This is a genomic window from Shewanella decolorationis S12 (assembly GCF_000485795.1).
GTDB classification, from domain to species: domain Bacteria; phylum Pseudomonadota; class Gammaproteobacteria; order Enterobacterales; family Shewanellaceae; genus Shewanella; species Shewanella decolorationis.
Window position 1 is genome coordinate 14,989 of the sequence record NZ_AXZL01000037.1, and the last position, 17,272, is coordinate 32,260.

General features: G+C 49.3%; 15 protein-coding genes and 1 other annotated feature. Of the genes, 8 read left to right on the top strand and 7 right to left on the bottom strand.

Annotated features, from left to right (window positions below; all coding sequences use genetic code 11):
• Positions 1-93 precede the first annotated feature (93 nt).
• Positions 94-1,149 (top strand): alpha/beta hydrolase, encoded by a 1,056-nt coding sequence (locus SHD_RS01645; RefSeq protein ID WP_023265556.1) that lies wholly within the window; start codon positions 94-96, stop codon positions 1,147-1,149.
• 96 nt (positions 1,150-1,245) lie between these two features.
• On the opposite strand, the gene trpA is transcribed toward SHD_RS01645, so the two are convergent.
• The 6 genes from trpA to SHD_RS01675 form a co-directional block, all read right to left on the bottom strand.
• Complete coding sequence (trpA, locus tag SHD_RS01650; protein WP_023265557.1) at positions 1,246-2,082, bottom strand: tryptophan synthase subunit alpha; 837 nt, start codon at positions 2,080-2,082, stop codon at positions 1,246-1,248.
• A gap of 5 nt (positions 2,083-2,087) precedes the next feature.
• Positions 2,088-3,278 (bottom strand): tryptophan synthase subunit beta, encoded by a 1,191-nt coding sequence (gene trpB, locus SHD_RS01655; protein ID WP_011622240.1) that lies wholly within the window; start codon positions 3,276-3,278, stop codon positions 2,088-2,090.
• A gap of 108 nt (positions 3,279-3,386) precedes the next feature.
• Entirely contained in the window at positions 3,387-4,796 is a 1,410-nt protein-coding gene (gene trpCF / locus SHD_RS01660; protein ID WP_412084387.1) for a bifunctional indole-3-glycerol-phosphate synthase TrpC/phosphoribosylanthranilate isomerase TrpF, read from the bottom strand.
• Between the two features lie 77 nt (positions 4,797-4,873).
• Entirely contained in the window at positions 4,874-5,917 is a 1,044-nt protein-coding gene (gene trpD / locus SHD_RS01665) for an anthranilate phosphoribosyltransferase (RefSeq protein WP_023265559.1), read from the bottom strand.
• Positions 5,917-6,525 (bottom strand): aminodeoxychorismate/anthranilate synthase component II, encoded by a 609-nt coding sequence (locus tag SHD_RS01670; RefSeq protein ID WP_023265560.1) that lies wholly within the window; start codon positions 6,523-6,525, stop codon positions 5,917-5,919. The genes trpD and SHD_RS01670 overlap by 1 nt, the downstream gene beginning before the upstream one ends.
• A gap of 10 nt (positions 6,526-6,535) precedes the next feature.
• On the bottom strand, positions 6,536-8,227 hold the full coding sequence (locus tag SHD_RS01675; RefSeq protein WP_023265561.1) for an anthranilate synthase component 1: 1,692 nt from the start codon (positions 8,225-8,227) through the stop codon (positions 6,536-6,538).
• A 51-nt stretch (positions 8,228-8,278) separates the two neighbouring features.
• Positions 8,279-8,386: a sequence feature (Trp leader region), on the bottom strand.
• 210 nt (positions 8,387-8,596) lie between these two features.
• Between SHD_RS01675 and rnm the strand changes: the two genes are divergently transcribed.
• The 6 genes from rnm to SHD_RS01705 all read left to right on the top strand — a co-directional run bounded on the left by rnm (position 8,597) and on the right by SHD_RS01705 (position 13,596).
• Positions 8,597-9,457, top strand: a complete 861-nt coding sequence (gene rnm, locus SHD_RS01680; protein WP_023265562.1) for an RNase RNM — start codon at positions 8,597-8,599, stop codon at positions 9,455-9,457.
• Positions 9,454-10,074 (top strand): L-threonylcarbamoyladenylate synthase, encoded by a 621-nt coding sequence (locus tag SHD_RS01685; protein ID WP_023265563.1) that lies wholly within the window; start codon positions 9,454-9,456, stop codon positions 10,072-10,074. The genes rnm and SHD_RS01685 overlap by 4 nt, the downstream gene beginning before the upstream one ends.
• A 189-nt stretch (positions 10,075-10,263) precedes the next feature.
• The gene (locus SHD_RS01690; RefSeq protein WP_011622247.1) at positions 10,264-11,052 is read left to right on the top strand and encodes a segregation and condensation protein A; all 789 of its coding nucleotides are present in this window, start codon (positions 10,264-10,266) and stop codon (positions 11,050-11,052) included.
• 3 nt (positions 11,053-11,055) lie between these two features.
• Positions 11,056-11,652 carry an SMC-Scp complex subunit ScpB gene (scpB, locus tag SHD_RS01695; protein WP_011622248.1) on the top strand — a complete coding sequence of 199 codons (597 nt, stop codon included), beginning with the start codon at positions 11,056-11,058 and terminating at the stop codon, positions 11,650-11,652.
• Complete coding sequence (gene rluB / locus SHD_RS01700; RefSeq protein ID WP_011716577.1) at positions 11,645-12,520, top strand: 23S rRNA pseudouridine(2605) synthase RluB; 876 nt, start codon at positions 11,645-11,647, stop codon at positions 12,518-12,520. The genes scpB and rluB overlap by 8 nt, the downstream gene beginning before the upstream one ends.
• A gap of 113 nt (positions 12,521-12,633) precedes the next feature.
• Entirely contained in the window at positions 12,634-13,596 is a 963-nt protein-coding gene (locus SHD_RS01705) for a beta propeller repeat protein (protein ID WP_023265564.1), read from the top strand.
• A 64-nt stretch (positions 13,597-13,660) separates the two neighbouring features.
• Here SHD_RS01705 and SHD_RS01710 read toward each other — a convergent pair whose 3' ends face one another.
• Positions 13,661-14,398 carry a YciK family oxidoreductase gene (locus SHD_RS01710; protein ID WP_023265565.1) on the bottom strand — a complete coding sequence of 246 codons (738 nt, stop codon included), beginning with the start codon at positions 14,396-14,398 and terminating at the stop codon, positions 13,661-13,663.
• A 261-nt stretch (positions 14,399-14,659) separates the two neighbouring features.
• On the opposite strand from SHD_RS01710, the gene SHD_RS01715 reads away from it, so the two are divergent.
• Positions 14,660-17,143, top strand: coding sequence for a VolA/Pla-1 family phospholipase (locus SHD_RS01715; RefSeq protein WP_023265566.1), 2,484 nt, complete (start codon positions 14,660-14,662; stop codon positions 17,141-17,143).
• Positions 17,144-17,272: the final 129 nt, after the last annotated feature.

Consider the following 17,272-nt stretch of genomic DNA (forward strand, 5'->3'; position numbering starts at 1 on the left):
CGCCTTGTCCCTCAATGCAGACTGCGCATTATTAGCGTCTTAAATACATTTTCATCGAATATTCAATACTTTCCCAATAGGAAACAGTACCCAATGCGATACTTTTTAGTTGTAGTCGTTTTATTGATGGGGAGCGTGATATCACAGCCCACTGCGGCGGTGGAATATCAAAGCCAGCAATTGCAGTCCAAACTGCTTAAGGAAACACGGCAGTATCTGATTGCACTTCCTGAGGGATATGCACAATCGACTGAGGCGTATCCCGTTGTTTATCTGCTTGATACAGATGAACAATTTGACCATATGGCAAGCTTGCTGCAGTTTTTAAGTCAAGGCGCTATGCCGCAAATCCCTAAGATGATTATTGTTGGTATTAACAACACTGAAAGGATGCGGGATTACACTCCGACCCATACGCTGGTGTTGCCGAGTGGAAAAAAAGGCAATCCCAAATACCAGCAAACGGGGGGCGCGGGGCGATTTTTAGATTTTATCGAGCAGGAATTAGCGCCGAGCATACATAGTCAGCTGCGAACCAATGGCATTAATGTGTTGGTGGGCCACTCCTTTGGGGGCTTAGTGGCGATGGAAGCGCTACGTACCGACAGGCAACTTTTTTCGGCCTATATCGCCATTGATACTAGTCTGTGGTTTGACAGCCCACATTACCTCACTCAGCTCGAAAACCGAGTTGAAAAGGGCGATTTCAAACAGAAACAACTCTTTATGGCGATTGCAAATAATCCCTTGTCACCGGGATTTGGCGTGTCTTCCTATCATAGAGATTTAAATTTGGCCTTTGCGGACAAGCTGACCAAAAGTCCACCCCAAGGGCTGAGTTTTGCGGCCAAATACTATCCCGACGAGACACATCAGAGTGTGAGTCACATAGGTTTATACGATGGTATTCGCCATCTGTTTAAAGACTTTGCCATCGATATCTATGCCAAGACGTTTAGCAAGCAGCAAGTGATTTACCAATATCGATTATTATCGGAGCGCTTTGGCTTGAGGGTGACTCCACCTCAGCAATACCTCGAGCAGTTGATCCAATATAGCGAGAGACAACAGCTCAGCGATCGCAAACAAAGCCTTGAGTCATTGAAAGCATATTTTGCTGGTGTTAAGTCAAATGAGGCACTGAGGTAGACGTGATTGTCGAACTGAGCTGGAGGTATTTTTAGCGCTTAGAAACAACTGAGCACAGGTGTAAACACGCCTGTGCTCAGATGGTCAGTAGTTTAATTAGGTTGCCGCTTTCATGGCGCGGGTAAATTCACCTAAAGTGGACAGTAACTTAGCTTCATCCTGTTGATGGGCTTCGATAATTTTCACCACGGCCGAGCCCGAAATCGCACCCGCTGCGCCCGCTTGAATGGCGGCGCTCACTTGAGCAGGTTCGGCAATCCCAAAGCCTAATAGCGGTGGCGGCGCATTGAATGCTTGCAACTTAGCTAAAATATCTTCAACGGGCGTACCCGCCTTAGTGTCTGTGCCAGTGACACCGGCGCGGGACAATAGATAGGTATAGCCTTCGCCACTTTGGCTCACTTTTTCAAGGGTTTCGCTATCGGCATTGGGCGGCGCGATAAAAATCGGCGCGATACCATGGGCCTTAGCGGCTTGAATAAAAGGCGTTGCTTCTTCTACTGGCACATCGGCAATTAACACTGAATCTACACCCGCTTGCTGCGCTTTGGCATAAAAAGCATTTATGCCATTAGCGAATACCAGGTTTGCATACAGCAATAATCCAATCGGTAGTTCAGGGTATTTAGCGCGAATTTGCGCTAATAAGTTGAAGCACTGTGTTGGCGTTGTACCCGTGGCGAGGGCTCTGAGGTTTGCGCCTTGGATCACCGGGCCATCGGCCAGCGGATCGGAGAAGGGAAAGCCTAATTCCAATGCATCGGTACCATTTTGCACTAAGGCGTCGATAATTTTCAGTGACAGCTCAGGGCTTGGATCGCCTAAGGTGACAAAGGGCACAAAGGCGCCGCGGCCTTCGGCTTTTAAACGGCTAAACGCTGCGTGATAACGGCCGCCTTGATGAGGGATAGTTTGGGTTGCAGTGTTGCTCATCGTTGTTATTCCTCTTTACCGTTTAAAATGTCTGACACAGTGAAAATATCCTTATCGCCTCGGCCCGAGAGGTTAACGACCAAAATGGTTTCTTTGGTGCACTCTTTCGCTAGGCGCAGGGCATAGGCGAGGGCGTGGGCCGATTCGAGCGCGGGGATAATCCCTTCGCTGCGAGCCAATAATTGGAAGGCTTCTAGGGCTTCATCATCGGTGGCCGATTCGTAGCGCGCACGGCCAATCGCGTTCAAATGGGCGTGCTGTGGGCCAACCGATGGGAAGTCGAGGCCTGCCGAAATCGAGTAAGACTCTTCGATTTGACCTTCGCTGTCCTGCATCAAGGGCGCCTTCATACCAAAGAAAATCCCAGTTTTGCCATGTTTGAGCGGCGCGCCGTGCATATGGGTATCGATGCCTTTACCTGCGGGTTCGACCCCAATCAGCTCGACACTGGTTTCATCAATAAAGTCGGCAAACATACCGATAGCATTAGAGCCTCCGCCGACACAGGCGATCACCGCATCGGGCAGACGACCTTCGCGCTCCAGCATTTGCTTCTTGGTTTCTTCGCCGATCATACGTTGGAACTCACGCACTATGGTCGGGAAAGGGTGCGGCCCTGCAGCTGTGCCTAATAGATAGTGGGCTTTTTCGTAGCTGCCGGACCAGTCGCGCATCGCCTCGTTACAGGCATCTTTTAAGGTGGCAGAGCCTGAGGTGACAGGAATGACTTCTGCGCCCATCAAACGCATTCTAAATACGTTAGGTGATTGGCGGGCAACGTCTTTCGCGCCCATATACACTTTGCACTTTAATCCCAGTAGCGCACAGGCAAGGGCGGTGGCAACGCCGTGCTGGCCTGCGCCCGTTTCTGCAATAATCTCCTTTTTACCCATGCGTTTAGCCAATAATGCTTGGCCCAATACTTGGTTGGTTTTATGGGCGCCTCCATGGAGTAAATCTTCACGTTTGAGGTAGATTTTCACCATAGGGTTAGGGCTTAAATTGCGGGTTAAGGTCAGTGCCGTTGGGCGACCCGCGTAGTTTTTAAGCAGGTCGGTAAACTCGGCTTGAAAGGATTCATCGGCCTGCGCTTCGACAAAGGCGTTTTCGAGTTGCTTGAGGGCGGGGACTAAAATCTGCGGCACATACATACCGCCGTATTCGCCGAAATAAGGGTTAAGCTTTAACTGTGACATACCTTGTTCCTTATCCTATTCATTTGTTTCGATGGCGGTTTAGGTTAACGCCATCGAGTTTCAATTCTGGCTAGCCTGTGCTTTGCACAGGTTTTTATAAAAGCTGGTCTAGAGTCGTAGTTGACTAAATGCCGCTTGGATTTTCTCTGCCGACTTAACGCCGGGAGCCGTTTCGAGGCCAGAGTTAAAATCTAAACCGTAAAATCCTTGAGCATTGGCTCGGGCGGCATTGTCAGCATTGAGGCCGCCCGCGAGCATGGCCTCGGCTTTATGGGCAATGGGGAGTTGCCAATCAAAGGCTTGCCCCGTGCCACCAAAACCTGCGTCATTCTTGCTATCAAAAAGATAACGCTGCACACCTCTTGGCATAGCAGCAAGCTCGCCGCTTTGAGCATCGACACTGACCGCCTTCCAAATTTGAGTGTTCAGTCCGGCCTGTTGCAGCAATTGGCTTAGCTCGACAATTTCCAGTTCAGTCTCACTGCCATGCAGTTGCAACGCGGCTAAACCACATTCTTGGGCGATACTTGCCATGAGCTCAGGCGTGCTGTTTACAAATACGCCGACAAACTCAATGGCGGGCAAGTTAGCGGCGCGGTATTGCTGTACTAACTGTTTGGCGGCATCTTTGCTGAGTGCGCGTGGCGATTTTTCAGCAAAAATGAGCCCAGCATAAACAGCGCCGGCATTGGCCGCCGCTTCAATATCCTCAAGGCGGGTGAGGCCGCAGACTTTATTGTGACCGAAGATCAATTTACGACAGGCTAAATCAATATCTTCTTCGGCCATAATCGAGCTGCCGACCAAGAAGCCATCGACCAGTGGACTTAAGCGGCGCACTTGGTCATTGGTGTAAATCCCTGATTCGCTGATCACCACGCGATCGCTGCCGATATGCGGCGCAAGGGCTTCTGTGGTGGCCAAATTGGTACTTAAATCCCGTAAGTTGCGGTTATTAATGCCAATAATAGGTGCATTCAAGACGATGGCGCGTTTCAGTTCTTCCTCATTGCTGACTTCCGTCAGCACATCGAGTTGATACTTGGCCGCCTCGCTGGCAAGTTGCTGATATCGCTCATCATCGAGCACAGAAAGCATCAGCAGAATCGCATCGGCGCCCTGATGAGCCGCTAATTTGATTTGATACTCATCAACAAAAAAGTCTTTACACAGAATGGGTTGGCTCACTTTTGCCCGTACTTTCGGGATGTAGTCCATGTCCCCTTGGAAAAATTGCTCATCGGTTAATACCGAGATTCCTGCTGCATACTTGGTATAAATAGAAGCGATGGCTTCGACATCAAAGTCTTTACGGATTAAGCCTTTGGATGGACTGGCTTTTTTGCACTCAAAAATATAACCCGACTTCGGGGCTTTTAAGGCAGCAAATAGACTACGGTCCGATATTTTGGGGGTTAAGCTGTCTTCAGGAAAACGCAACTTAAGGGCGGCGATATGGGCGGCCTTAGTATCGACGATACGGGTTAAAACGTTCGCTTTTGCGGTGCTAGTTTGCATGCTACCCCTTACATCCTGCGATGCTTGATTATCTTCCGAGCGATGGGCGTCGGGTTGTTGAACCTGTGCCATGGTCATTATTCCTGTGCTTCGCTGCTGACTTTAGCGAGTTGATTCAGTAATTCAAAGGCTTTGCCGCTTTTTATGGTATTGAGCGCAAGGGCTGTGCCGGCTTTGACTGAGTCCGACAGGCCACACAGATATAAGGCACAACCCGCATTGATGGCAACCGCATGGGTGTGGGCATCGCTGCCTTGTCCTTGCAAAATAGATTGAGTGATTTGGGCGTTTTGTGCAGGCTCTCCGCCTTCAAGCTCGCTAATTTGGGCTTGAGGCACGCCAAAATCCGCAGGCGTTAGTTGATACTCAATAATCTCACCGTCTTTGAGTTCGGCGACCTGCGTGCTGCCATGGAGCGCCACTTCATCTAAACCACTGCCGTGTACCACCATGGCTCTTTGCGTGCCAAGGGCTTGCAGTACGCGAGCGATGGGCGTCACTAGCTCTGGGCTATAGACCCCAAGCAATATAAATTCTGGGCGCGCTGGGTTAATCAATGGCCCTAACACATTGAATAAGGTACGAGTTTTTAGCGCTTGGCGCACAGGCACCGCATGTTTGACACCGCCATGGTAGTGGGGCGCAAACAGGAAACACAGATTGAGTGATTCCAGGCAACGGCTCGCCAGCTCGGGTGACATGGTTAAATCGATGCCAAATTGGGCGAGTAAATCCGAGGAGCCCGATTTGCTCGAGACTGAGCGATTACCGTGTTTTGCCACTTTTGCACCAGCGGCAGCGGCAACAAAGGCGGCTGTAGTGGAGATATTGATGGTATTAAAGCCATCGCCACCGGTGCCGACGATATCGATAATCCCTTCAGTCCGCTTAGATGCGGGATAAGGGAAAGGCTTGGCGGCGGCGCGCATCGCATCGGCGGCGCCACTGATTTCGGCAATGGTTTCACCGCGAATTTTAAGGGCCATTAACATTGCCGCCATCACGGCCTCATTCATTTCACCTTGGATAAGGGTGCTAAAGAGGCTGGCGGTTTGCTCGCGGGTTAATGCCTTACCCTGAAACAAGATATCGAGCAGGGGCTGAATCGATGTTGCGCTCATTATTGGGCTCCTGCGGTATTGTGGGCGATGTCTTGAGTCAAAAAGCGTAGGGTTTGGGTTAACAATGTGCTGCCCAAGGTCGTTAAGATGGATTCTGGGTGAAACTGAAAACCGACCGCCCTGTGCTCGGCGTGCAAAATCGCCATTGGCATATCATCGGTAGTGGCAATGACTTCAAGACAATCGGGTACTTTTGTGGCGACTAAGCTGTGGTAGCGGGCGACAGGTAAGGGCGAAGGTAAGTTAGCAAACACGCCTTCACCATTATGGAAGGTGGGGCTGGCTTTACCATGAACCACAAAAGGCGCGCGCTCTACTTTACCGCCGTAATATTCCACCATGGCTTGATGGCCTAAGCAGATCCCCAGCATAGGCACTTTGCCCGCGACTTTGTCGATGAGCGCCATCATGGAACCCACTTCATGGGGCGCACCCGGGCCTGGCGATAAGACTAAGGCACTAGGTTCGGTTTCCGCTAACAGCTTGTCGGCAATATAGTCGGCGGCAACATCGTTACGGTAGATCACCACTTCACAGCCAAGGCTTCTAAATTGGTCGACTAAGTTGTAGGTAAAGGAGTCGAAGTTATCGAGTAAATAGAGTTTCATCTTGGGCTCCTTATCTTTGTTGTTCAGTCGTTTGGGTCGATGCTGCTTGCTGGCTGTCATCCAAGCCTGCACCCATCTTGATGGCCGAAATCACCGCCTGCGCCTTTTGGCGCGTTTCATCGGCTTCACTCTGCGGGTCGGAATCAAACACCACGCCAGCACCCGCTTGGATATGGGCCACGCCGTTTTTCACAAAGGCGGAGCGGATAACGATACAGGTGTCCATATCCCCAAGGGCATTGAGGTAGCCCACTGCGCCGCCGTAGCTGCCTCGGCGGGTCTTTTCCGCCTGACGTACGAGTTGCGAGGCGCGCACTTTCGGGGCGCCAACTAGCGTGCCCATATTCATGCAGGCCTGATAGGCGTGGAGCGCATCCAAGTCTTGGCGTAGTTGACCTGTGACGCGGCTGACTAAGTGCATGACGTGGGAATAACGGTCGACTTTTAGTAACTCGGCCACTTTGCGGCTGCCACTTTGGCTGATACGGGCGATATCGTTACGGGCTAAATCGACCAACATTAAATGTTCGGAGAGCTCTTTTTTATCCAAACGCAATTCGAGTTCGATACGGCTATCGAGGTCGAAATCGATCTCGCCGCTGGCGGTTTTGCCGCGTTTACGGGTGCCTGCAATCGGGTAGACTTCGACCTGATTATTGCTGGCTTCATATTTCAGCGCGCTCTCGGGCGAGGCGCCAAACAGGGTGAAGTCATGGCCCCTGAAATAAAACATATAGGGGCTGGGGTTGGTTAATCGCAGCGCGCGGTAAGCTCCCAAGGTATTGGGGCAGGGCAGGCTAAAGCTGCGTGACGGCACGACTTGGAAGATATCACCGGCAATAATGTGTTCTTTTAAATCGATAACGGTTTGCTTGAAGTCCTCATCACTAACATTCACTTGCTCCGTGGCCGTTATGCCAACGAGGGCGGGCGCAGGCGTTGCACTCTTTGCTAGGGCTTCACATTGGGCGCGGATATTCTCTGCTCGCTCGGCTAAGGCTTGGGTCACCTCGGAATGTTGTTCTGTGCCTTCACTGAAGTTGTGGGTGATAATTTCTGCTTGTTTTTGCTTGTGATCGATAAGAATTAAGGTTTCGGCGAGATAAAATAAATAATCAGGACAATCATTTGCACCATTTGGCGCTTCAGGCAGTGGCTCAACGGTATCAATCAAATCGTAGGAGAGCACGCCACCTAAAAATAAGTCTTCGAATGCCGGCGTCTGGCCACAATCGATATGCTTTACAAACAAGCGCAAACCATCGAGGGGCGAGGTGGATTTTAAGCGCGCATCTTCATCCTTAAGCTCAGTGTCCTTTTGCAGCGTGACCACTAGGTTGTGGCCATCGTGTTGGCATTGAGTTTGGCTTGAACGAGCAGTAAAAAATTGCTCAATGGGGGCGAGTAAACTGACGCCATTGTTACTCAGTGCGCTAAAGCGTAAACGATAGCCATCGCAGCGGATCATCAGCGCTGCATGGGTCATCACCATGCTCTTAAGATTTTCCTTGCTGTCGATTTCTGCCGATTCTAACAACATGGTATGGGGCGCATCTTGGGTGATGTGCTGGTACAGACGCAGTTGGTCGCTATGGTATGCCAGCGTCGCCTTGAGCGTATGCGAACGTGCGAATGTCTGTTGAGACGAGGCAAAATGCGCGCCATCAACTTGGGTAACCTGATTAAATGTCTTTAGGGTCATGCTTATCTCGCTTTTTATCCGTTTACCGCGTTGCAGACATTTTTCGCACCAACAAAAAAGCCCGCATTTCTGCGGGCTTTTTTGTTGATTCTGTTACTTTCAAATGAGCACAGAGCTTCACACCACCCGCTAAGTTGGGAAGTGCCACCACCAAATGATGTTGAAAGAAGCGTTAATCTGAGTCATTCAAAAGGGTCTCAATAATTCGTTAGTTGAGCTATAGAAAACATGAGCCTGAGCCGAAAGTCAATTGAATATTTTTCAAAATGATGGATTCACGCCGCTAAATCACTGTACCGAATGCCATTCCTACTCGATAAAGTGTGAGATAAATGCACATTTCATCTTAAATTCACGTACAATAACGGCATGAATACTCAAAGCATATTGGCTGACTTGCACAGCCACACGACCGCATCCGACGGTCATCTCACGCCGTCCGAGTTGGTCGCCAGAGCCCTTGAAAAGGGCGTGCAGTTATTTGCGATTACGGATCATGATACGGTTGCAGGCTTAAGTGAAGCCCGCGCCTTCAATCAAGCGCAGGCTGAACCGTTAAAACTGATTTCTGGGGTTGAGATTTCAACCCGTTGGAATAGTTACGATATTCACATTGTGGCGCTCAACTTTGATGAGACCCATGCCGAGTTATTAGGCTTTTTAGCACATCAGCGTGAGTTGCGTGAGCAGCGCGCCGAAGAAATCGGCCATCGCTTGGCCAAAGCCGGGATTGAAGGCGCCTATGAGGGCGCAAAAGCGATTGCGGCAGGCGCAGCCATAAGCCGTGGTCACTATGCACGCTGGCTTGCCGATAATGGCCACGCGGTGGATATGCCAAGTGTGTTTAAACGCTATTTAGCTCGCGGTAAAACTGGCTATGTGCCCAATAACTGGGGCGATATGGCCAGCGCGATTAAGGTGATCCACAATGCGGGCGGCCTTGCGGTATTGGCCCATCCGAGCGGTTATAAGTTGTCGGCCAAATGGTTAAAGCGTTTAGTGCGAGAATTTAAAGAAGCAGGCGGGGATGCCATGGAAGTGGTGCTCGGCCAACAAACGGTGGACGATAGGGCCAATTTAGTGGCACTGAGTGTCCAAAATCAGTTGCTTGCATCGATAGGGAGTGATTTTCACTTTCCAAGCAATTGGATAGAACTAGGTAAAAATCTCTACCAGCCTCAAGGTATTGATTGGGTCTGGCAGTCGGGATCTTGGGTGGAACGACCATGAGTCAGTTTTTTTATGTACACGAAGTAAATCCACAGGCGCGTTTGATTAGTCAAACCGTGGCTGTGCTTAAGTCCGGCGGGGTGATTGTATATCCAACCGATTCGGGCTATGCCCTCGGTTGTATGATTGGCGAAAAAGATGCGATGACGCGCATTACCCGCATTCGTCAAATCGAACACGATCATAATTTCTCCTTGATGTGCCGTGACTTATCTGAGCTTTCGACCTACGCCAAGGTAGATAATCAGGCCTACCGCATCTTAAAAAGCTGCACGCCTGGACCTTACACTTTCATCTTTAAGGCGAGCAAGGAAGTGCCCCGTCGTCTGCAAAATGATAAGAAGAAAACTATAGGTATCCGCGTGCCTGACAATGTGATTGCCTTGGCGCTGCTCGAGGCGTTAGATGCGCCGCTGATGTCGACCAGTTTGGTGATGCCAAATAGTGATTTTGCTGAGTCTGATCCTGAACAGATTCGTGACCTGTTAGAGCATCAAGTGGATGTGATCCTGCACGGTGGCTACTTAGGTGAAAAACCGACCACAGTCATCGATATGTCGGAAGATGGTTTCGAAGTGCTGCGTGAAGGCGCGGGTGATGTGACTCCTTTTCTCTAACCGCGATTTATCCTAAGAGATTAAGGCGATAAAACCATCATTTGACAGTATTATCGCCGCTCAATTGCGGGTATAATCGCGCGTTTGGCGTGGGGGCGCTTGCATAGCGAGCTTAAACCGCGCTCATTATGGGTTCGAGTTAGTCATCTACAACCGTTTAAAAACGATTGTTTTACATGGGGATAGCGGATGCAGGGCACGCAACAAAGTTTACCCTTAGCCGTTGTTCGCGGTCAGGCGATGACCGAAATGCCACAGGATTTGTTTATTCCACCTGAGGCGTTAGAAGTGTTCTTGGAGTCCTTCGAAGGGCCGCTCGACTTACTTTTATATCTGATCCGTAAGCAAAAATTAGATGTTGTCGATTTACCCATTTCGCAGATCACCGCGCAATATCTAGAATATATCGCGATGCTCACTCAGGCGCGTATCGAACTGGCCTCGGATTATTTGGTCATGGCGGCAACACTGGCTGAGATTAAATCCCGTCTGCTGCTGCCGCGTATGGTGGCGGAAGATGAAGTGGAGGAAGATCCACGGGCCCAGTTGATCCGTCAATTGAAGGCCTATGAGGTGATCAAAGAAGCCTCGCAAAAAATTGATGATTTACCTCGGCTTGAACGCGATGTGTTTCAAGCAACCGCGGCACCTTCACCGAATATCAAACCTTTGGTGATCCCGCCCGATGTATCGTTATTTGAAATTGCCCGCGCCTTTGGCGAAGTGCTTAAACGTATCGATGCCAATGAAGATCATCATGTTAAGCGTGAACAGTTATCGACCCGCGAGCGCATGAGCCAAATTTTAGCCATGCTCAATAGCGAAACGTTTACACCCTTTGAGCGTTTATTTAGCGTCGAAGAAGGCCGCGCCGGTGTGGTGGTGACCTTTTTAGCGCTGATGGAATTGGTCAAAGAACTATTAGTGGAATTGTACCAAACAGAGCCGTTTTCAACTATTTACGTAAAGGCCTATTAATTGATGCAGATAAATCCAATTCAATTAAAACAGCTTATTGAAGCGAGTCTGTTTGTATTGGGGAAACCCTTGTCTGTGAAAATGTTGAAAGAAACCGTGTTGGCGGATTTCAGTGTTTCCAGAGACAAAATCAAAGCCGCATTGGAAGAGTTGCAGCAGGATTATCAGGAACGGGGTGTTCAACTTGTGAAAGTGGCTGGAGGTTATCGCTTCCAGACCTTGGAAGTCCTGAGTCCTTTTTTGCAGCCCCTGTGGCAGGAAAAAGCACCTAAGTATTCGCGGGCAACATTAGAGACCTTGGCGGTGATCGCCTATCGTCAACCCGTGACCCGTGGCGATATTGAGCAGGTGCGTGGTGTGGCCATTAGTAGCCATATCATTAAAAGTTTGTCAGATAGACATTGGATTAAAGTCGTTGGCCACAAAGAAGTCCCGGGGCGACCCGCACTCTACGCCACGACCTTAGAATTTTTAGCCTATTTTGGCTTAGATACCCTAGCGGATTTACCCGCGCTTACGGATACTGAGTCATTGCAGGCGGTATTTTCAGGTTTGAAAGTAACGCCTGAACAGTCAGAAGAGCAAGATACTAATGAGTGAAAAATTGCAGAAAGTCTTGGCCCGTGCAGGCCATGGCTCCCGTCGTGAGATGGAGGCATGGATTGCTGCAGGCCGAGTTAGTATTGATGGCGTGATTGCCAATCTTGGTGATCGTATCGAAGCCGATGCGAAGGTTCGCATCGATGGTAGGGCCGTATCGCTTAAGTCCGCCGACGATGTGATTTGCCGCGTACTCGCCTATCACAAACCCGAAGGTGAGATTTGTAGCCGTAAAGACCCTGAAGGTCGTCCAACCGTGTTTGACCGTTTGCCGAAAGTGCGTGACTCCCGTTGGGTTGCGGTAGGCCGTCTGGATATCAACACTTCAGGCTTATTGCTGTTTACCTCCGATGGTGAATTAGCAAACCGCTTGATGCACCCGTCTAACGAAGTTGAACGTGAATACGCGGTACGTACCTTTGGCGAAGTGCCTGAGGCTGCGGTACAACGTCTGCGTACCGGCGTAATGTTAGAAGACGGCATGGCGCAGTTCGATGCCATTAAAGCCGCAGGCGGCGAGGGCATGAACCAATGGTGGCACGTTTGTTTACGTGAAGGTCGTAACCGCGAAGTGCGCCGTTTATGGGAATCACAAGAGGTGCAAGTCAGCCGTCTTATCCGTGTGCGTTACGGCATGGTGGAATTGCCTAAATCTCTGCCTCGTGGTGGCTGGGTTGAATTGCCCATTGAGCAAGTTAACTACCTGCGCCAATTAGCGGGTCTTGAACCTGAAACTCGTACTATGCTGGCGGCCGATAAACACAGTGTGGCCCGTGCTCAGGTGAAGAGCGCTAAAATTCGCCGCGCAGTACGCAAGCATAAAGTGACCGCGACGCCTAAGGCTAAGCCAACACGTCAGCGCAGTTAATATCATTCGAGTGATGTTAAGTCTCTCTGTAAAAAGGCCGCTTGCGGCCTTTTTTGCTTTCTGTGGCCAGTGGTTATGCTATAACAAGCCTAAAGATGACGAGGAGATGAACCATGGAGTTAGTATCGGTTAAGCGAATTTGGGATCAAGGTGAACATAATGCCTTTACCGATCTCGTCTTATTTCAGGGCGCATTATTCTGTGTGTTTAGGGAAGGTTCTGCCCATGTTTCACCCGATGGCGCCTTGCGGGTTCTCCGTTCTCAAGATGCTGGTGGGACGTGGCAAAGTGTGTCGCTGCTGACTTCTACTCAAGCGGATTTGCGCGATGGTAAGTTAATTGAATTTCGAGGGGAGTTGTTGCTATTAGGTGGTGGTGCTCATCACGATAAATCAGGTTTACAGTCCTATCTTTGGCGCTCAAAGGATGGCGTGCATTGGTCTGAACCATATGAGGTCGCTGATAAAGGCTATTGGTTATGGCGCTTAACTGAGCATCAAGATGCACTTTATGGCGTGGGGTATCGAGCGGGGCCTGATGGGGATACTCGTCTCTATAAAAGTGATGATGGACAGCAGTTCAAGTCTTGGATGTCAGTGTTTAATAATCAAGGCTATGTAAATGAAAGCTCGCTCGTATTTCACCAAGGGAGTTGTTTTTGTTTATTAAGGCGTGATCCCGTGTGGAGTGACGAGTTTTTAGGTTTACTGGGTCACAGCTTACCACCTTTCAATCAATGGACTTGGCAAACTCTTGATAAACGTATTGGTGGGCCAGTAATGTTCGTTTATCAATCTCGTTTGATGGCGGTTGTGCGTCTTTATGAAGGGAACATTCGCACAGCACTTATTGAGATAAATAAAGAGACGGGCGCTATTCATGAGTGGCTCACGTTACCTTCGCAGGGAGATACCAGTTATGCTGGCATTGTGCTGGAAGGGGATGATCTCTACGTGAGTTATTATTCAAGCCATGAAATGATACTAGCTCCAGATAACAGCCAGGTCCAAATTGAAGAGATACCAGAGAAGTCTAAAACGATGATTTACTTTGCTAAAATTAGACTGAGTAATTGAGTAAAAGTAAAGGGAACCATTAGGTTCCCTTTACTTTTATACCGCAGCGTTTAGTGAGTCTTGCTTACTGGGCATTAAATTGTTGGCCGTTAATTTCGCTAGAATCTTGCCCCATTAAATATAGGTAAATTGGCATAATTTCTTCGGCTCTTTTTAAATCTAATGGATTTTCGGCAGGGTATGCTTTAGCACGCATTTCGGTGCGAGTTGCACCTGGATTTATACTGTTAACGCGTACAGTTGTGCCATCGCATTCGTGGGCGAGCACTTGCATCATGCCTTCGGTAGCAAATTTAGAGAAGGCATAGGGGCCCCAGTAGGCGCGGCCCTGACGGCCAACACTACTTGAAGTAAAGATAATCGAGGCGCTTGGGGCTTGGCGTAGCACTGGCAGCAATGCCTTGGTTAGCATCACTTGTGCGGTGACATTGACTTTAAGTACATCTTCGAGTGATGGAATATCGATGTGTTCAAACGGGCCTAGGGCGCCGAGTAAACTGGCGTTGTGCAACAAACCATCTAAATGACCAAACTGTTCGCCAATGGTTTCGGCCATGTCGCGGTAGTTTTGTTCGGTCGCGCCTTTTAAATCCAACGGCACGATCGCTGGCGTTGGGTAACCCGCCTGTTCGATAACATCGTATACGGCTTCGAGTTTTTTGACAGTTTTACCGAGTAAAATCACGGTGGCGCCGTGTTTGGCAAATTCGATAGCTGCCGCGCGACCGATACCTGCACCCGCGCCTGTCACCAGTATGGTTTTACCTTGGAGTAAATCTTTTGCTGCTTGATATTCCAACATGAGCCTTTTATTCCTCTTGGCGAAAATGCCCGCCACTTCTAGAGTCGCCGAATTGCTAAACGCATGTTTCAAACAAATGAATGAAACTTTGTTATAAATAGCTAAAATGTTTGTGACAAACTTGTGGCTAACTCAATATTTTTACGTTAACTTGAAATGAGTTAGGGGCTAACATAAGCCCTATTAGTCACAGCTTTTGTGCTATTGTGACTAATTTCTTGGGGAAAACAAAACTATTACAACAAGATTTGGGGAAAAAAAATGAAAAGACTCATTTTGTGTGTTGCGATTGCATCAGCACTGGGCCTCACAGGATGTGGCGAGGACAGTTATAACGAACTCAAGGATAAGACAGAGCCGCTCATCCCTGAATCCCGTATGGTGTTCGACCCAGCGACTTCTAAAGTGCCCTTGCCTAATGACTTACTATTTAGCGGTACTACCGATGGCACTTTATCCATTCCTGGCGAAAGCTCTGGCAATTATATCGATCCGCAAATTGCACTGGGTGCATTAGATGGCTGGTCAACAACCTCACCCATTTCAATTGATATCGATTTAGCAAAAGACCATGATGGCACTCAACTGACACTAATGGCGGCATCGGTTGCCCAGCCGGGAGCGGTGAGAATGTTTGAGGCGACCGTGGGCGGCGCCTTGTCCTCTGATCCTGAATGTAAAGCTAAACCGTCAGTATCCGCCTGTAAAGTGGGTGCTGAATTGCAATTTGGTGTTGATTTTGTCTCATCGGCATCGGGTAACAAAGTTGTCATTGTTCCACTTAAACCGCTTAAAGCCGGCCAGTCTTATATCTATGCGACAACCAAATTAATCCAAGACTCAGAGGGACGTGCGATTGCTCCTTCAACGACTTATGGTACGTTGAAGATGGATATCAATACCTTGCCTCTAGAAACGCCTGACCAATTGATGTTACAAACCTTGGTCAACAGCTACGAGAAAGGGATTGCCGCAGCGCACAATGTTGATACCTCAACCATTACCTACTCAGGCTTGTTTACTACTCAGTCTGTTGCCAATGTTTATGAAATTACAAAACTCTTGATGGCACAGGGTGCACCTTATGCCCCAAGTTTCGCGCAAATGCCAACGCCAACAGGTTATACAGTAGCTCAGGCGGCTGGTTTAACGCCTGCAGATGGCGCGGCTTATGTGGTGTCTAACTTAGCCGATGTCTATACCGCTAAGATCAAACTGCCTATCTACGGTGATTGTTCTTCGGTAAGTTGCTTGTCATCGGCAGGTCAGCCGCTGATCAATGGCCGCTGGAAAGCCCAAGGCGATAGCCCTGTATCAGTGTTATTGGCGCTGCAAGCCGGTACCTTAAGTCAAACCAACTTCGGTATGCAGGCGGTAGCAAATGGGATTGCTAACCCTGCCGATGCGTTAGCGAATCCGACCTTAATGGCGGGCAAAACTTGGTTATTAGACGATGGTACACCAGCGGATAAAACCAAGCATTTAACTAAGTTTAACCCCATCCCTGCGATTAAAGGTTATGAAACAGTACCTGTACTGATTTCTATGCCAAATGCAACTAAACTCGCTGCCTTCTATCAGCAACAAGGTTTAACCTTTACTCCACCGACTGCAGGCTGGCCAACGACGATTGCGCTGCATGGTTTAGGCGGCGGTAAGGAAATGTCATTAGCCTATGCGGGCAGCTATGCCGCTATGGGCGTGGCAACAGTGGCCATCGATATGCCTTTACACGGCGCCCGTTCGTTTGATGCCAATGGTGATGGCATCTACGAAGTATCGGCGACCGATCCTTCCTTTGGTAACGTGATTGGTACACCAGATGCCTTTAAAAATGGTAATCCACTGGTCTTCGTGAATATTTCAAGCACGCTGTCGGTGCGGGATAACTTCCGTCAGGCCACTATGGATCACCTTGGCGTGCGTTTAGCCTTAACGGGTTTAGCGCAGGGACTTGCGCAGGCAGGTCAACCACAAGTATTTGATGTTTCTAAAATTAGTGCGCAGGGCTTAAGTTTAGGTGCGATAGTCGGTACCGACTTTGCCACTTATGCCAGCACGGGCATGAAAAATCCAACCACAGGCGAAGCGCTACCTAACCCTTATGCCATCAATGCTGTTTCTCTTGCAGCTCCAGCGGGTGGTTTGGCGGGCGCCTTTGCGGGGTCAGCAACTTTTGGCCCAGTACTGTTTAGCAATGTGACGGCTTCATCAACTTTCCAAGCGTTAGTGGATAAAGCCAATACTGCGGGATACGAGCCTGGCAGCCCAGAATATGCGGCATTAGTACAAGCGGTGTACGCGCAGTTTATTCCAACCTTTGCCTTTGCGGTGCAAACGGCGGTGGACTCGGCGGATCCGGTTAACCATGCAGGCATGTTGAAAGCAACAAAATTACCCGTACACTTAATCGAAATCGCGGGTGATGGTAACGGCAACTTAGCTGACCAAGTATTACCAAATCGTGTCGATAACTTCCCACTCTCAGGCACTGAGCCACTGATCTCTGCTATGGGCTTACCTTGTGTGGATGCAACCACCAAAGGTTCTGGTGCGGTGCGTTTTGCTAAGGGTCACCATAGCTCGATTGTAGACCCAAGCGAGAAGAGTTCTACGGATGGTATGGCCGCCGCGGCAACGGTTGAGATGCAGACTCAAGTGGCGACTTATGCTTCTACCGCTGGTAAAGGTGAAGCGACTATTTTCGTCACCGATCCAAGTGTGATTGCGACCTGTTCTAACTAGTCGCGTGTAAAATCCTAAAAAACCAGCCTTTGCTTAATGCCACTCGCTTAAGAGCGAGTGGCATTTTTACTTGGATATTTCACCGTTTTCTTTAGCACCACACGCGGGTAGCTGGGCCGCTTCCTCTTC

Bases quoted from the DNA above. Each gene is read 5' to 3' on its own strand.
- SHD_RS01675 (WP_023265561.1), bottom strand. From the start codon at position 8,227: ATGACCCTAAAGACATTTAATCAGGTTACCCAAGTTGATGGCGCGCAT.
- trpB (WP_011622240.1), bottom strand. From the start codon at position 3,278: ATGTCACAGTTAAAGCTTAACCCTTATTTCGGCGAATACGGCGGTATG.
- rluB (WP_011716577.1), top strand. From the start codon at position 11,645: ATGAGTGAAAAATTGCAGAAAGTCTTGGCCCGTGCAGGCCATGGCTCC.
- SHD_RS01705 (WP_023265564.1), top strand. From the start codon at position 12,634: ATGGAGTTAGTATCGGTTAAGCGAATTTGGGATCAAGGTGAACATAAT.
- SHD_RS01670 (WP_023265560.1), bottom strand. From the start codon at position 6,525: ATGAAACTCTATTTACTCGATAACTTCGACTCCTTTACCTACAACTTA.
- SHD_RS01685 (WP_023265563.1), top strand. From the start codon at position 9,454: ATGAGTCAGTTTTTTTATGTACACGAAGTAAATCCACAGGCGCGTTTG.
- SHD_RS01715 (WP_023265566.1), top strand. From the start codon at position 14,660: ATGAAAAGACTCATTTTGTGTGTTGCGATTGCATCAGCACTGGGCCTC.
- trpCF (WP_412084387.1), bottom strand. From the start codon at position 4,796: ATGCAAACTAGCACCGCAAAAGCGAACGTTTTAACCCGTATCGTCGAT.
- SHD_RS01645 (WP_023265556.1), top strand. From the start codon at position 94: ATGCGATACTTTTTAGTTGTAGTCGTTTTATTGATGGGGAGCGTGATA.
- trpD (WP_023265559.1), bottom strand. From the start codon at position 5,917: ATGAGCGCAACATCGATTCAGCCCCTGCTCGATATCTTGTTTCAGGGT.
- SHD_RS01710 (WP_023265565.1), bottom strand. From the start codon at position 14,398: ATGTTGGAATATCAAGCAGCAAAAGATTTACTCCAAGGTAAAACCATA.
- SHD_RS01690 (WP_011622247.1), top strand. From the start codon at position 10,264: ATGCAGGGCACGCAACAAAGTTTACCCTTAGCCGTTGTTCGCGGTCAG.
- rnm (WP_023265562.1), top strand. From the start codon at position 8,597: ATGAATACTCAAAGCATATTGGCTGACTTGCACAGCCACACGACCGCA.
- scpB (WP_011622248.1), top strand. From the start codon at position 11,056: ATGCAGATAAATCCAATTCAATTAAAACAGCTTATTGAAGCGAGTCTG.
- trpA (WP_023265557.1), bottom strand. From the start codon at position 2,082: ATGAGCAACACTGCAACCCAAACTATCCCTCATCAAGGCGGCCGTTAT.